Origin of the sequence: Streptomyces sp. NPDC001843 (assembly GCF_042891955.1) — a bacterium.
Lineage (GTDB): Bacteria > Actinomycetota > Actinomycetes > Streptomycetales > Streptomycetaceae > Streptomyces.
This window is the reverse complement of record NZ_JBIATQ010000019.1, coordinates 1-14,505: the sequence shown is the minus strand read 5'-3', so window position 1 is coordinate 14,505 and position 14,505 is coordinate 1. Positions and strand designations below refer to the sequence as shown.

General features: G+C 70.2%; 15 protein-coding genes and 1 pseudogene. 6 read left to right on the top strand and 10 right to left on the bottom strand.

The window, feature by feature from the left end:
* Nucleotides 1-15: 15 nt before the first annotated feature.
* Nucleotides 16-735 (bottom strand): ANTAR domain-containing protein, encoded by a 720-nt coding sequence (locus ACFYZQ_RS34925; RefSeq protein ID WP_389156811.1) that lies wholly within the window; start codon nucleotides 733-735, stop codon nucleotides 16-18.
* A 232-nt stretch (nucleotides 736-967) separates the two neighbouring features.
* Here ACFYZQ_RS34925 and ACFYZQ_RS34920 point away from each other — a divergent pair, with 232 nt between their 5' ends.
* From ACFYZQ_RS34920 to ACFYZQ_RS34910, 3 genes and pseudogenes are all read left to right on the top strand, one after another.
* Nucleotides 968-1,321 carry an STAS domain-containing protein gene (locus tag ACFYZQ_RS34920; RefSeq protein ID WP_389156808.1) on the top strand — a complete coding sequence of 118 codons (354 nt, stop codon included), beginning with the start codon at nucleotides 968-970 and terminating at the stop codon, nucleotides 1,319-1,321.
* Nucleotides 1,322-1,448: 127 nt separating this feature from the next.
* Nucleotides 1,449-1,919 carry a PPOX class F420-dependent oxidoreductase gene (locus tag ACFYZQ_RS34915; RefSeq protein WP_389156806.1) on the top strand — a complete coding sequence of 157 codons (471 nt, stop codon included), beginning with the start codon at nucleotides 1,449-1,451 and terminating at the stop codon, nucleotides 1,917-1,919.
* A gap of 118 nt (nucleotides 1,920-2,037) precedes the next feature.
* A pseudogene (locus tag ACFYZQ_RS34910) lies at nucleotides 2,038-2,121 on the top strand (PPOX class F420-dependent oxidoreductase); the annotation flags it as partial.
* Between the two features lie 15 nt (nucleotides 2,122-2,136).
* On the opposite strand, the gene ACFYZQ_RS34905 reads toward ACFYZQ_RS34910, so the two are convergent.
* The 8 genes from ACFYZQ_RS34905 to ACFYZQ_RS34870 form a co-directional block, all read right to left on the bottom strand.
* A complete protein-coding gene (locus ACFYZQ_RS34905) occupies nucleotides 2,137-2,895 on the bottom strand; it encodes a TetR/AcrR family transcriptional regulator C-terminal domain-containing protein (protein ID WP_389156804.1) in 759 nt (252 codons plus the stop codon).
* Nucleotides 2,896-3,051: 156 nt separating this feature from the next.
* A complete protein-coding gene (locus tag ACFYZQ_RS34900) occupies nucleotides 3,052-5,304 on the bottom strand; it encodes an ArnT family glycosyltransferase (RefSeq protein ID WP_389156802.1) in 2,253 nt (750 codons plus the stop codon).
* Nucleotides 5,301-6,791 carry a glycosyltransferase gene (locus ACFYZQ_RS34895; protein WP_389156799.1) on the bottom strand — a complete coding sequence of 497 codons (1,491 nt, stop codon included), beginning with the start codon at nucleotides 6,789-6,791 and terminating at the stop codon, nucleotides 5,301-5,303. The genes ACFYZQ_RS34900 and ACFYZQ_RS34895 overlap by 4 nt, the downstream gene beginning before the upstream one ends.
* Before the next feature lie 14 nt (nucleotides 6,792-6,805).
* Nucleotides 6,806-8,491: an ATP-binding protein gene (locus ACFYZQ_RS34890; protein WP_389156796.1), complete on the bottom strand. Its 1,686-nt coding sequence runs from the start codon at nucleotides 8,489-8,491 to the stop codon at nucleotides 6,806-6,808.
* A complete protein-coding gene (locus ACFYZQ_RS34885; protein ID WP_389156793.1) occupies nucleotides 8,488-9,228 on the bottom strand; it encodes a response regulator transcription factor in 741 nt (246 codons plus the stop codon). The genes ACFYZQ_RS34890 and ACFYZQ_RS34885 overlap by 4 nt, the downstream gene beginning before the upstream one ends.
* A 231-nt stretch (nucleotides 9,229-9,459) precedes the next feature.
* Nucleotides 9,460-10,332: a DUF2797 domain-containing protein gene (locus tag ACFYZQ_RS34880; protein ID WP_389156790.1), complete on the bottom strand. Its 873-nt coding sequence runs from the start codon at nucleotides 10,330-10,332 to the stop codon at nucleotides 9,460-9,462.
* Nucleotides 10,333-10,461: 129 nt separating this feature from the next.
* A complete protein-coding gene (locus ACFYZQ_RS34875; RefSeq protein ID WP_389156787.1) occupies nucleotides 10,462-10,668 on the bottom strand; it encodes a hypothetical protein in 207 nt (68 codons plus the stop codon).
* 376 nt (nucleotides 10,669-11,044) lie between these two features.
* Complete coding sequence (locus ACFYZQ_RS34870; protein WP_389156785.1) at nucleotides 11,045-11,434, bottom strand: HGxxPAAW family protein; 390 nt, start codon at nucleotides 11,432-11,434, stop codon at nucleotides 11,045-11,047.
* Between the two features lie 129 nt (nucleotides 11,435-11,563).
* On the opposite strand from ACFYZQ_RS34870, the gene ACFYZQ_RS34865 reads away from it, so the two are divergent.
* Together ACFYZQ_RS34865 and ACFYZQ_RS34860 are read left to right on the top strand one after the other, a co-directional pair.
* The gene (locus ACFYZQ_RS34865) at nucleotides 11,564-12,058 is read left to right on the top strand and encodes a MarR family winged helix-turn-helix transcriptional regulator (protein WP_389156782.1); all 495 of its coding nucleotides are present in this window, start codon (nucleotides 11,564-11,566) and stop codon (nucleotides 12,056-12,058) included.
* A 247-nt stretch (nucleotides 12,059-12,305) separates the two neighbouring features.
* On the top strand, nucleotides 12,306-12,860 hold the full coding sequence (locus ACFYZQ_RS34860; protein WP_389156779.1) for a DUF4760 domain-containing protein: 555 nt from the start codon (nucleotides 12,306-12,308) through the stop codon (nucleotides 12,858-12,860).
* A gap of 26 nt (nucleotides 12,861-12,886) precedes the next feature.
* Here the strand turns inward: ACFYZQ_RS34860 and ACFYZQ_RS34855 are convergent, their stop codons facing one another.
* A complete protein-coding gene (locus ACFYZQ_RS34855; RefSeq protein WP_389156776.1) occupies nucleotides 12,887-13,453 on the bottom strand; it encodes a GNAT family N-acetyltransferase in 567 nt (188 codons plus the stop codon).
* 593 nt (nucleotides 13,454-14,046) lie between these two features.
* On the opposite strand from ACFYZQ_RS34855, the gene ACFYZQ_RS34850 reads away from it, so the two are divergent.
* Nucleotides 14,047-14,406, top strand: a complete 360-nt coding sequence (locus ACFYZQ_RS34850; protein ID WP_389156773.1) for a hypothetical protein — start codon at nucleotides 14,047-14,049, stop codon at nucleotides 14,404-14,406.
* Nucleotides 14,407-14,505: the final 99 nt, after the last annotated feature.

Sequence of the window (14,505 nt, the reverse complement as noted above, 5' to 3'; positions counted from 1 at the left end):
CCCGACCCGTGGGCCTCAGGCCCCTTCCTTGTTGCCCACGATGCGGCGGGCCAGGTCACGCAGCTTGACGTTCTCCCGCTGGGAGGTGCGGACCAGGCTGTCGAAGGCCTCCGCCGCGTCGATGTCCAGGCGTTCCATGAGGATGCCGGTGGCCTGGCCGATCAGGTCCCGGGTGCGCATGGCCTCGGTGAGCTGCTCGCGGACGGTCACCGACTGCAGGGCCAGGCTGACATGGGCGGTGAACAGCCGGCCCACCCGGGTGGTGGCCTCGTCGAAGGCGCGCGGCTTGCGGGAGTAGGCGGTCAGCACGGTGAGCCGACGGCGGTCGGCGCGCAGCCGCAGGGAGAGGACCGAGCGCAGCCCCAGGTCCGACAGCAGGCCACCGCCGCCGTCGGTCCCGCTGTCCTCTATCCGCGCCACCGGCGTGTTCCACAACTGCTCCCAGTGCGGTGCGCCTTCGGCGCCGTCCGGTGACTCGGCGGTGCGTACCACCTCGTCGGTCCAGGCGATCGTACGGCGCAGGTCGCCGCGCTCGATCTCCGAGATCCCGGCGTGCTCTGCGCCGGGCAGCAGATGCACCGCCAGATTGACCGCGGTGCGCAGGGTGCCGTGCGAGGTGGTGGTCTCGTGCAGTTGCCGAGCCGCCACCGTGAGTGCCTCGGCCAGCTCGAAGTCGACCGGCAAACCGGGCACATCGGAAAAGTCGGACGCAGCCACCACGAACCTCTTCGGCATGCAAGGCCTCACGGCCATGCGCAGGAGAGCTCCGCAGCACATTCCCGACTGCGAGCACAGGACGTACAGCACTCTAACTGCTCTGTTGCCGTGAGGTGACCTTCGCCCGACGACCCGGCAGCACGCGCTTCCATGGCCGCGCGGTGCGTGGTGGAATGGGCCGAGGGTCAGGAAGCGGCCGCGTTCCATTCCGTCAGGAATCCGGACGACCGTCTGCCGTCAGGTGAGTGCCGTGACCTTCCTCCCGACTCCCCGCGACCCGAGTGGCCTGCCGGGCCGCACCCTGCTCACGCTCCCCCCGGAAATCGACCTCTGCAACGCCGACGCCCTGCTCGCCCACGTGCGGTCCCTCAGCGAGGCCCGCGCCGGCCGCCTGCGCGTACTCGTCCTGGACCTCACGGACACCGGCTTCCTCGACTCCCAGGGCGCCCGCCTGATCCACGAGGTACGCCGCCTCCTGCCCCCGGACACCCAGGTACGCGTGGTGGCCCACCCCCAGGAACTCCCCGGCCGCGTCCTGGAACTGACCGGCGTACGCCGCGACGTCCCGGTGTACGACGACCTGACGGAGGCACTGACGGCGTAGCACCGGCCCATCCGGTGGCGGGCGGCCTCAGGGGGTGTCTTGTGGATCATCCCGAGGCCGCGGCCGACTGGAAGGCGCCGTCGGTGTGTGCCGGCCTGATCCACAAGACACCCCCTAGGCTGGCCGTATGGCACCGAACATCGCGACCAACACCGCCGTGTCCCTCGACGAGTTGCTGGACTTCGTACGCCCCCGCCACCACGCGATCCTGCTGACCCGCCGGGCCGACGGCGGACCCCAGGGATCGCCACTGACCTGCGGGGTCGACGACTCGGGCCGCATCGTCGTCTCCACCTACCCCGAACGCGCCAAGACCCGCAACGCCAAGCGGGACCCCCGGGTCAGCCTGATCGTCCTGAGCGACGACTGGAACGGCCCCTGGGTCCAGATCGACGGCACGGCCGAGGTCATCGACACCCCCGACTCCGTCGAGCCGCTGGTCGAGTACTACCGCAACATCGCCGGCGAGCACCCGGACTGGGACGAGTACCGTCAGGCGATGGTCAAGCAGGGCAAGTCCATCATCCGCATCACACCCGAACGCTGGGGCCCCGTGGCCACCGGCGGCTTCCCAGCGCGACTGGCGGACGGGGAGTAGCCGCGGGGGCCCGGTCGGCCTCGCCCGACGGACGGAGTCCGGCGCAGCGCCGCGCAGCCTGCGCAGCAGTGCAAGCGGCGCAGACAGAAGGGGCCCGTCAGGCGATGGTCAAGCAAGCAAGTCCATCATCCGCATCACACCCGAACGCCGGGGCCCCGTGGCCACCGGCGGCTTCCCAGCGCGACTGGCGGACGGGGAGTAGCCGCGGGGGGCCTGGTCAGCCGCGTGCCACCATCGCCTCGATGCCTGCCACCAGCAGGTCCAGGGCGAAGGTGAAGTCCCGCTCCAGCATCTCCTTGACCGTGTCGCCGCCGCGGGCCGCCATGAGCTCCTCGGACTCCGCCAGGAACACGGCGGCCTCGCCCGGCGTCCCGGTCACCGCTCTCATGGCCTGCTGGAAGTAGTCGTCGGGGCTCAGCCCGGTGTCCGCGGCCCGCGCGGAGAAGTGGCCCTCGACGGTGCCGTAGCCGTACACGAACTGGAACACGGCCGAGATCGCGCCGGTCACCCCGTGCGCGGGCAGCCCCGCCCGGCGCATGACCCGCTGCAGCACCCAGGAGAAGGCCAGCGCGTTCGGCCCGATGTTCAGGAACCGTCCCACCAGCGGCGACAGCCAGGGATGGCGTACCAGCAGCCCCCGGTACTCCCGGGCCAGCGCCCGCACCTGGTCCCGCCAGTCCTCGTCCGCGGCCTCCGGGTCGGGCAGCCGGAGCTCGCCGAGGGCCGCGTCCAGCGCCAGTTCGAGCAGGTCGTCCTTGGTGTCGACGTACCAGTACAGGGACATCGCGGTGACGTCCAGCTCGGCGGCCAGTCGCCGCATGGACAGCTTGGCCAGCCCCTCCGCGTCCAGCAGCCGCACGGTGACCCCGGTGATCCGGTCACGGTCCAGCCCGGAGGGCTGCCCTCGTCCGCCCCGGCGCGGCTTGCCCTCCAGCCAGACACTGGACCGCGCCGACCGCTCGCCAGCCTTCGCCATCGGCGCACCTTCCTCGACCTGTGGGGCCACCTTCCACGATGCCAGAGCTGTCCCCCGTCCGCGGCCGCGCGCGTCGTCGACACGAGGAGGCGGTGGCCCCTCGGCCACCGCCTCCCTCCGTGAACCGCCTCCGTACCGGCCGTCGGTTGCCGGCCGTCAGCCGCTGGTCTTCTGCGTGAGGTCGTAGAAGGTGGCCGAACCGACCGTCACCTTCTTGAAGTTGCTCTGGACCCACGAGGTGATCTGGGACGCCGTGCCGCTGTTGCCACCGCCCATGCCGCCGCCCGAGATGAAGTAGTGGATCTTCCCTTCCGTCACGTACTGCTGGAACTGGGCCAGCGTCGGCGACGGGTCGGTGCCGTTGAAGCCGCCGATCGCCATCACCGGGTCGCCGGTGGCCAACTGGTAGCTCGCCGCGTTCTGGGAGCCGATGGACGCGGCGACCCAGGTGTACTTCCCGGCATCCGCCTCCAGCAGCTTCTTGGCCGCGGAGCTGACGCTGGCGCCGTTCAGCAGACCGCCGACGCCACCGGCGCCGCCCGTCCGGCCGCCCTCGCCCATCCGACCGCCACCGGGGAGGCCGCCGCCGTTCCGCTGATTCTGGGTGGTGCCGCCGCCGTTCTGCCGGCTCTGACCCGGCATGCCGCCGCCGGGGAAACCGCCCGTGCCATTGCCCTGCTGCCCCTGCTGCCCCTGCTGCCCCTGGCCCGGCATACCGCCGCCGAAGCCGCCGCGCATACCGCCGCCGGGACCGCCACGGCCGCCGCCCATCATGCTCGCGCCCGCCGGACCCGCCGTGACGATGGAGCCGGTGTGGCCCTCCTGCAGCGTGCTGAGGGTGTACGCGGTCGGGCCGGCCAGCGCCGCCACCAGACCGGCCGCCGCCGCGCCGAGGGCCAGCCGGCGGGTCATCCGGCCCGCGAAGACCAGGCCGAGCGCGGCGGCCAGACCGCCGACGAGCACCAGCCACTTCAGCCAGGGCAGGTAGTCGGAGGTGCGGTTGAGCAGGACGTACCCCCAGGCCGCGGCCGCCACGACGGAGGCGGCGAGGGTGATCGACGCCCACGTCTCCCGCCGCTTCTCCCACAGCAGCCCGGCGCCCATGCCGATCACGGCCGCGAGATAGGGGGCGAGGGCCACCGTGTAGTACTGGTGGAAGATGCCCGCCATGTAGCTGAAGACCACCATGGTGATCAGCAGCGAACCGCCCCACACCAGGAACGAGGCGCGGGTCACGGACGTCCGCTTCAGCCTCCGGGTGGCCACCAGGCCCGCGACCAGCAGGATCAGCGCGGCCGGCAGCAGCCAGGAGATCTGGCCGCCGACCTCGGAGTCGAACATCCGGTTCCAGCCGGTCTCGCCCCACATGCCGGTACCGCCGCCCGCGCCACCGCCGCCACCGCCGACGCTGCCGGTCTCGTCACCGCTCAGCCGGCCGAGGCCGTTGTAGCCGAAGGTCAGCTCCAGGAAGGAGTTGTTCTGCGAGCCGCCGATGTAAGGGCGGGACGAGGCGGGCCACAGCTCGACGATCGCGACCCACCAGCCGCCCGAGACGACCAGCGCACCCGTCGCCGCGGCGAGCTGCCCGAACCGCTTCTTCAGCGACACCGGCGCGCACACCGCGTAGACGATCGCCAGCGGCGGCAGGATCAGGAAGGCCTGCAGGGTCTTGGCGAGGAACGCGAAGCCGATCGCCACACCCGCCCAGACCAGCCACTTCGTACGGCCGTCCTCCACGGCCCGCACCACCAGGGAGCAGGCGACGGCCATGAGCAGCGCCAGCATCGCGTCCGGGTTGTTGAACCGGAACATCAGCGCCGCCACAGGGGTGAGCGCGAGCACCGCACCCGCGATCAGACCGGCCGCGGGGCTGAACCGGCGGCGCACGCCCGCGTACACCACGGCGACCGTCGCCACACCCATGATGACCTCGGGCACCAGGATCGCCCACGAGTTGAGGCCGAAGATCCGCACCGACAGCGCCATCGGCCACAGCGAGGCCGGGGGCTTGTCGACGGTGATGGCGTTGCCCGCGTCCAGCGATCCGAAGAAGAACGCCTTCCAGGACCTGCTGCCCGCCTGTACGGCCGCCGAGTAGAAGGAGTTGGCGTAACCGGAGGCACTCAGGTTGTACAGGTACAGCAGGAAGGTGGCGGCCAGCAGGCCGAGGAAGGCCGGGCGCACCCAGCGCGGGTCCTCGGGCCGGCCGCGCCACAGTCGGCGGACGAAGGGCTGCTCGGGCTCACCCGAACCGGGCGCCGGGGCCGCGGGCGGCTGCTGCGGTTGTCGCGGTTGCCGCGCCTGCGGGGCGGCCGGGGAGACGGCCGGGGGAGCGGCGGTCTCGGGCGGGCCCCAGTCGGAGGGACCCGTGCCCCCCGGGTGGGTCGTGTGGTCGGTGTGGGTGCTCATCGGGCGTCCCTCGGGTCGGTGTCGTGGGTCCGGACGGGCTGCAACCGCATCGTCGCGTCCCTCCAGGTGCCGTCCGCGGCTTCACCGGCGCGGAACTGGGTCGTCGTGTCGTACGCGGTGCGGGTCTGGTGCGGCGCCGGGCGCTGCGGCAGCGGCGCGTACGGGCCGGTCCGCTGCGGGATGACCGTGCTGTGGGCCGGCGAGGACGCGCGGTGCGCGGCCACTGCCGTGGGCCCCTCGGCACAGTCCCCGCGGTCCGGGAACACCCACGCGCGGAACAGCAGGAAGCGCAGCACCGTCGCCGCGAGGTTGGCGGCGATCAGCACCGCCAGTTCGGTGGAGTGCGCGGGGTCGGAGGTGGCCGCGTTCAGTGCGGCGAGCGAGCCGCTGGTCAGGGCGAGGCCGATACCGAAGACCACCAGGCCCTGCGCCTGGTGCCGGACGGCACCGCCCCGGCCCCGCACCCCGAAGGTGAGCCGCCGGTTGGCCGCCGTGTTCGCCACCGCCGAGACCAGCAGGGCCAGCGCGTTGGCGAGCTGCGAGCCGGAGAACTGCCGGAAGACGCTGTACAGCGCCAGGTAGAACAGGGTGGACAGACCACCGACGACGCAGAACCCGACCAGCTGGCGGGCCAGCCCCTTCGGTACGTCCTTGATCTCCCGGTCGCGCGGGTCGTCGCCGAACGGCCGGGTGAGCCGGTCCAGCGGCAGCGAACCGGTGGTCAGGGCCTTCCCGATCCGCCACACGCCCTTGAGGTCGTCGGTCGCCGTCTTCACGATGTGCACCGTCGAGTCCGGGTCGTCGACCCAGTCGACCGGCACCTCGTGGATCCTCAGGCCCGCGCGCTCGGCGAGCACCAGCATCTCGGTGTCGAAGAACCAGCCGGTGTCCTCCACCAGCGGCAGCAGCACCTGGGCGACGTCACGCCGGATCGCCTTGAAGCCGCACTGCGCGTCCGAGAACCGGGCCTGCAGCGAGCCGCGCAGGATCAGGTTGTAGGCGCGGCTGATGAACTCCCGCTTGGGGCCGCGCACCACCCGCGAGGAACGGGCCAGCCGGGACCCGATCGCCAGGTCGGAGTGGCCCGAGATCAGCGGCGCCACCAGCGGCAGCAGCGCGTTGAGGTCGGTGGACAGGTCGACGTCCATGTAGGCGAGGACCGGAGCGTCCGAGGCGGACCACACGGTCCGCAGGGCACGGCCCCGGCCTTTCTGCTCCAGGCGGAAGTTGGTGACCTCCGGGATCTCCGCCTCCAGCCGCGCCGCCACCTGGGGGGTGGTGTCCGTGGACGCGTTGTCCGCGATCGTGATGCGGAACGCGTACGGGAAGGTGCGCGTGAGGTGCTCGTGCAGTCTGAGCACACAGGGCCGGAGGTCCTTCTCCTCGTTGTAGACGGGGACCACTACGTCCAGGACAGGCGTACCGGCGTCGCCGGCCGGGAGGTGCTCCCGCGCCGGCAGGGTGCCGGGAGAAGAGTCGGTTCGCATGGCAACGACTCTGGTCAAGCGCCCTGTTGCACCCATGTGTTGGTGCTGTGGTGTGCCTGTGAGTGCGACTGCCAGTTCGTTTCGGGGGCCGGCCGGGGCACGGCGGGGCCGAGCGCGGGCAGGTGCATGGTGAACACCGTCCGTCCCGGCACGCTGTCCACGGTCACCGCGCCACCGTGCGCGGTCGCGACCGCCTGCACGATGGCGAGGCCCAGACCGGTCGAACCGGTCGCCCTCGACCGCGCGGAGTCGCCGCGCGCGAACCGCTCGAAGACGTGCGGCAGCAGATCGGCCGGGATTCCCTGGCCGTTGTCCTCCACGTCCACGCACATCCACGGACCGCGTCGTTGCACGCGCGCGGTGATGGTCGTCCCGGGCGGGGTGTGCTTGCGGGCGTTGCCCAGCAGGTTGACCAGCACCTGCTGGATCCGGGCCGCGTCCGCCGACACCAGGGCCGGTTCGTCGGGCAGGTCGAGCCGCCAGGTGTGGTCCATCCCGGCCGCACGTGAGTCGCTGATCGTGTCCACGACCAGCGGGATCAGGTCGGTCTGCTCGAACTGCAGCGGGCGCCCGGCGTCGAGCCGTGCGAGGAGCAGCAGGTCCTCGACGAGCAGGGTCATCCGCCCGGCCTCGGACTCGATACGCCCGAGGGCGTGCCGGGTGTCGGGCCCGACCTCCTCGCGTCCGCGCCGGGTGAGCTCGGCGTACCCGCGGATGGAGGCGAGCGGCGTTCGCAGCTCGTGACTGGCGTCGGCCACGAACTGCCGTACCCGCATCTCGCTCTGCTGCCGCGCGTGCAGCGCGCCGTGCACGTGGTTGAGCATGCGGTTGAGTGCGGCACCGACCTGGCCGACCTCGGTGTGCGGATCGGTCTCCGACTCCGGGACACGCTCGCTGAGGTTCACCTCGCCGGTGTGGAGGGGGAGTTCGGAGACCCGGGTGGCGGTGGCGGCGACGCGGCGGAGGGGGCGGGTGGCGATTCCGACGAGCACGTATCCGGCGATGACGGCGGCGCCGAGGCCGGCGGCGGTGACGCTGATCTCGACGATGATCAGCGTTGTGATGGTGTTGGAGACGTCCGCGGTCGGCAGAGCGACGTAGTACCCCTGCCCCTGGCTGTGGTCCGGCGGCTCGACGTACTGGACGCGGTACTCCTCGAGACCGGGGATGTCCACGGTGTGCGCTTGTTTGTCCCTCGGCACCGAGTTGAGCGCCGCTTTCTGCGCATCGCTGAGCGTGCCCGCGCTCATGTTCCGGTAGTAGCCGTCGCTGCCCTTCTTCTGCTGCGCGATGGCGGCGCTGACGACCTTGCCGTTCTCCAGGTAGCCGACGATGGTCTTCTCCTGCATCCCCGGGGTCTTGGTGACGGCCAGATTCGTCCTGGTACTCGGCGAGAGGTTGACGTTCGCCCGGGGAGGGGCCGGGTTCGTCCCGTTCGCGCCGTTCTGCGCACCCTTCTGGTCGTCCCCGTTGTTCTCCCGGTGCATCATGGGGCCGCCCACGACACGCATGGCGAGGTCGTTCACCTTGCTGTTCAGCTGTTCGTCGAGGTGCTGCTTCAGTGCGAGGGTCGTCACCGTGCCGATCACGGCGCACACCACGGCGATCAGCGTCACCGCCGCGACGACGAGCCGCGACCGAAGAGTGCGCGGCTTTCCCGCACGTCGCTTCTGCGCACGCGGCCGTCGTCGCCCGCTCATGACGCGGCGGGCTTGATCAGGTAGCCGGCCCCACGCCGGGTGTGGATCATCGGCTCACGCCCCGCGTCGATCTTGCGCCGCAGGTACGAGATGTAAAGCTCGACGACGTTGGCCTGGCCGCCGAAGTCGTACGACCACACCCGGTCCAGGATCTGCGCCTTGCTGAGCACGCGCCGCGGATTGCGCATGAGGAAGCGCAGGAGTTCGAACTCGGTGGCGGTGAGGTGTATCGACTCCCCCGAACGCGACACCTCGTGGCTGTCCTCGTCCAGGGTCAGGTCACCGACCACCAGCACCGAGTCGGACCGCCGGTCGGCCGCACCGGAGCGCCGGATGAGCCCGCGCAGCCTGGCCACGACCTCCTCCAGGCTGAACGGCTTGGTGACGTAGTCGTCGCCGCCGGCGGTGAGACCGGCGATCCGGTCCTCGACCGCGTCCTTGGCCGTCAGGAAGAGCACCGGCACGTCGGGCAGCTCCCGCCGCAGCCGCCCGAGGACGGTCAGCCCGTCCATGTCGGGCAGCATCATGTCCAGGACGACGGCGTCGGGCCGGAACTCGCGAGCCGTCTGGATGGCCCCCGTGCCGTCACCCGCACTCCTGATCTGCCAGCCCTCGTAACGAAGAGCCATGCTCAGCAGTTCGGTGATCGACAGTTCGTCGTCCACCACAAGCACTCGGACGGGGCTCCCGTCCGGCCTCAGCAGTTCGGTGCGCCCCTGGGGCGAGGTCGTGGTCATGGTGGACACCATGTCGGGGCCCTCTGAGAAGGGGCTTTCCGTTATCTGTGATTTCCCTGAGAAACACACAGGGATCTCTCAGCGGAGCGTCGACTCGTGCGCCGTTTCCCGCAGTTGCGGCAGTTTTGGCCCACACGAACCTGAGCGCGTGATCTGCGCGACCGGTGAGAACGCTGTCCAGAAGCTGTGAGCCGCCTGCGACGCCCGAGAAAGCGGCGACGCCGGACTCCGTCAGAAAAGCTCGTCCTGCACGCTGCTCACCGCAGGGAACCGCCTGACGGGCACCGTGAGTTCACCGGCGCCCGCCCGAACCAGCGGCCACCCGGTCACCAGCCGCGTGTCGAGCACGACGACCCCGCCCCCGCCCGCCAGGTGCAGGTCCGGCCCGGCGGCCGCCACGAGCTCGCCGTGCACCGTAGCGCCCGGAACCAGCTCGGTCACCTCCCCGGCAGCGGGCGGCAGCCCGTCCAGCCCGAACGTTCCTACGTGATCGACGGGTTGGTACGAAGCCCGGGTCAGCGAGTCCGGCCAGCCGCCCAGCACCACCGCCCGCGCGTGCAGCTCCGCGATCTCCGCCACCCGCTCCTCCGCGGACGCGGGCAACGCGGAGCGCACCGCCCGCTTCTCGGCGTACGGAATCCGGTCCGGCACGCCGAGCGCGGCGCGCAGCAGCTCCTCGGTGCGCCGGGCGGCCATCAGCGGCCCGGTGCCCAGCCAGCTGAAGCAGACGGCCCCCTGCTCAAGCAGCCGCGCCGAGCCGCGCTCCACGGCGGTGATACCGACCTTGACCATGCCGGGACCGAACCACGCCAGATATACGCGGTAGGGCCGGCGATCGTCCGCGATCGTGTCCGCCGCCACGGAGTGCGCCCGGTCCAGACGGGCGCACTCCTCGCACCGCGCGCCGGTACTGCGCCCCGGCACCACCGCCCGCACCGCACAGGCATGCCCCCGCGCTCCCACACATGTCCTGGCTCCCCCTTCCGCGACCCCGAAGGCCACCCGCTTCCCCCACGGCAGCGCACTGCTCCGGCCGCCGTCCCACACCAGCACGGGACCGTCCGCCGACCACCGCAGCCCCGAGCACTTCCATGCCTGTGCCATCACTCATCAGAGTAGGACGCCCCACCGACAACGCCCCGCGACGACCGCGAGGCGCTACGGTAGGCAAAGGCCCGAAGCCGCAACTTCGGTTTGCGACTTCGGGCCAGCTGCGTCGACCGCTACGGACCGCTACGGCAGGACGTACACCGACGCCCCGTCCGGTGCGCATCCCGTCTGCCGGATGCACCCGCGCTCGATCAGCATCCGCACACAGTCACGCACCCGCTCGAGCGTCAGCCCCGTACGCGTGGCGACGTCCTCCAGCCGGCACCGGGCCGGTCCCCGCACGAGCGTCGGCGCCAGGTACGCCGCCACCGCGTGCACGTCCTCCGTCAACCATCTCCATTGACCTTTGCAGCCTGTGAGCTGCGAGTTTGCTCAAGGTGTCTGCTGTATAGACGCCTTGTGCAACCTCATCCAGGCGTCGCTGGCAGTTTGCCGCAACATGCATCTGCAATGCCTGGCGCGTGTTGGCGTACCCCAGGTGGCGCCCCACGTCCGCCGCCGGAAACCGGTGCTCCCCGTCCGGCAACGTCAGCCTCCGTACCCGCGCCCCGGTGGCCGCGAACACGAAGTCGTTGATGTCGATCGCGTCCTGCTTGTGTGCCGTCGGCTCTTCCGCCGGCGTGTCGTTCTGCTCGTACATCGAGCATCACCTCCACACCGGAAGCTAGGAGCACATAAAGCCAACTCCCGTTCGTACGAGGTACATTCACTCGAAAGATGACAGAGGTACCGATTCTGCCAACTCGCCGCCCGCCCCGCCCGAGCCGACCGGCACCACGGCCGTCGCACGCCGCGCGCGCCCCCGCCCCGCCAGCCGGCACCCCACGCACCCGGTGTGCCCCTCCCGCGCCAGCGGATCGCGCACCCGCATCCCCCACTGCTCCCGGGGCCGCACCCCGGGCGGCTTGCCCCAGCCGGAGAGGTGCAGCCCCCAGGTGGCGAGGACACTGAGGACGACGACAACCAGCCCGCCACCCACGACGGCAATCGATCCCGTACACACCCCCAGCCCCACGATCCCGGTCCCGACGGCCGCGATGCCGAAGCCGGTCCAGCCGGCGATCGTGTGCCCCTCGTCGTACAGATGTGCGCTCATGTACCCGCCTCCCTCTCCCAGGGCGTGCGTAGGCAGCAGAATCGAACCCGACGCGGGAGACGCCACAGTTCCCTCACGTCATAAGAAACTTAGCAGCTAAATCTCTCACTAGCTAAGGAATATCGAAGGATGCAAGGCACGCCGCGCCCGCCCGCCACCCCGGCCCAGGCGCTGGCCGCGATGGACCATCTCATCGCGGCCCACCTGATCGGACAGCAGGAACTGGCCCGGCGACTGGGCCTGAACGTCACCGACCTGACCTGTTTCGGATTCGTGCTGGAGGCCGGCGACGACCTCCTCACGGCCGGCGACCTGGCGGCCCGCGCCCACGTCACCACGGGAGCGGTCACCGGGATCCTCAACCGCCTGGAGCGCGCCGGATACGTCACCCGCCGCCCCGACCCCACCGACCGCCGTCGCGTCCGCGTGGCAGCCCTCCCCGAGGCGGTCGAGCGCGTCACCGCCGTGTACGCGGGCCACTACGCCCGCCTGAACACCCTCTTCGCCGACTACTCGCCCGACGAACTCGCCGTCGTCACCGACTGGTTCACCCGCGCCACCGCACTCGCCCACGAGTACCTCGAGAAACTGCACAAGAACGAGTCCGGCGGCGGGGAGTGCTGAGCGGACCCGTCAGCCGACCGGCCTGGTCATGGCCCGGATCTCGCTGGAAGGTGACTGACACCTGCGGGGAATGACCGGCAGTGATGGGCCCGGCGACGACACGCTCGCCATCCTGGCCGCGAACAGATGCGATCGACCTGCGCCGTGCGCGGTCGTCAGCCTGCGCAGGCGGGCGCACCCGCAGTGTCCGCCCCGTTCTGTCGGAAACGACCCCGCCGGCGGCACGTCTTCCGTAAGGTATGCGGTCGTGACGTCGTTTGAAGCGTGGTCCTTAGTGGCGTCCTTCGGGTCGTTGCTCGTCAGCGTGGTGGCGTTCGTAGCCGTGGCTTGGCAGCTCGTCTTGCTGTCCCGCAGCACCAAGCAGGATCACGACCGGCGCCGCAAACAGGCGACCATGGAGTACCTCACCGCCAACATGGATCGGCGGAAGGTGCTGTTCAGCGAGGGAATACCCACCGAACGGGACGAGGCCGCAATCGCGGCTTCGATTGACCGTGCACTGTCAGGCGATGGCCATACGACCAAGCTGATAACCGCGTACCTGACGACGTTCAACTTCCTGGCTGTCGGGGCACAGACAGACGCCTTTGACCGAGACGTGATCGACGAGGCATGGGGCGGCATCATCATTTCGGTCTGGAACCACTACCGACCATGGGTCGAAGCGCAGCGGAAGCGGCACGGTGAACCCCGCGTATGGGAAAACCTCGAGTGGCTGGCGAAGCGCATGACACCGCGTCACCCCACCCCGTCCACAGCCACTGACGTGCTGCTGCCCCCACAGGAACAGGCGGCCCAGTAGACCGGACCCGCGAGCGGGCACTTCCTTCAGACGTCGGAGAAACGTGCAGGATCCGACGTCTCATCCACAAAACCATGTACCGCGGGACGGGTTGGCCGCTGTGCTAGCCAGCCCGAAAGCCGAGGCCCCCCATAGATGGCCTCGCCGTCCAACACGGTGCGAACGTGCTCAAAGCCGTGACGGATGTAGTACGCCTGCAAGGCCTTGTTGCTCGTCCAGGCATCAAGGCGCAGCCATGTGGCTCCGGCACGGTGGGCGCGATCTCCTGCCCAATCGAGCAGACGGCCGCCGAGATCACGGCCGGCATGGCTGCGGGCGACGGAGAGCTTGTTGATGAACAGGGACGGCTCTTTCAGTTCCTGCTCGGACCAGAGCCCGTCCTCCGCTTCCGGCGTCAAAGTGATCGTAGCCGCCGTGGCCTCGCCGTCGCGCACCATGAAGACCGTTCCGGATCGTATGGTTCCGAGCAGTTCTTCCACCGGGTAGGGGCGTTGCCACTGGTCGGTACCCAGGCGCGACAGCCAGGCCGCGGCCTCCTCGCGAAAGGCGAGCAGGTGGCCCAGGTCATCGGGTTGAGCAGGGAGGATTCTCACCGGGGTGCGTTCTCGCTTCGGGTGGACGGATCGCCGATCTCATAGTTCGTCGATCAGCCACACCGGATAGTAGGTCAGCTGGATGGGCCGGGGGGCGCCGTCCACATGGCGATGACAGAACCGCAATACAGCCTTCGCACGGGCCGTGAAGCGCCATCCTCAAGGACAACTGCCCGGCGGTGCGTGGCAGGCGCTCGCGAGGCGAGGACAACAGGGAGACTGCCGGAGAACCGAAGCGGAATCGGTGAAACCGCGGCCCATGCCGTGGCGTCTTGATGCACAAGACCGGGAGAACGTGTCCGAAGTACGCCATCTCGGGCCTGTCTGGATGTACCAGAGAGGATGGTTCGAAATGACACGCCGGAACCGCTCCCTGTCCCGCAGTGCCGGTCTGGGCATGGTCGCCGCGGCAGTGGTCCTGCTGACGAGCTGCACGTCGAACAGCAGCACCGCACACAGCAGCCCCCCCGAACGCAGCTCGAACGCCCTCTTCGCGCACGCCCTCTTCGTCGACGGTGGCGTCCGCGGCGCCGAGTACATCGCCCGGGCACACCACCGCCGGCTCCCCGGCCAGAACTGGCAGCTGCCGGTCATTGCCGGCATCGGCCACCGTCAAGGCGAGCGTCACGGCGGCCTACCGCAGCCAGGCCCAGCCACCCCTCAGCCACATCGCCCCGGTCGAGGGCACGTTCTACTACGGCAGCTGTGACGGGACCTTCTACGCCGGGACCCGCTTCCAGCTCACCCCCGGCAGCACGGAGGCGGAGCAGGTGGCCCTACAGGATGACGGAGCTGCGATGAAGTACTTCGTTGATCGCCCCGGTGCCGGATGGCACTACGTGGCCGGCGACGGTTTCCCCGCCAGCCCCCAGGGCTGTGCCGCGATCACTCAGATCCCGGCCCGCCTCGCCACCCTGTGGAACGACTGCCGGTCCACCCCGGGACAGCATTGACCTTCTAGGGAGTGTCTTTCCGATCATCCGATCGTTGGATTGGTCGTGAGGGATGGGGAGATATCTGAGGCCGCTTGGTCGGTGATCGAGCCGTTGCTG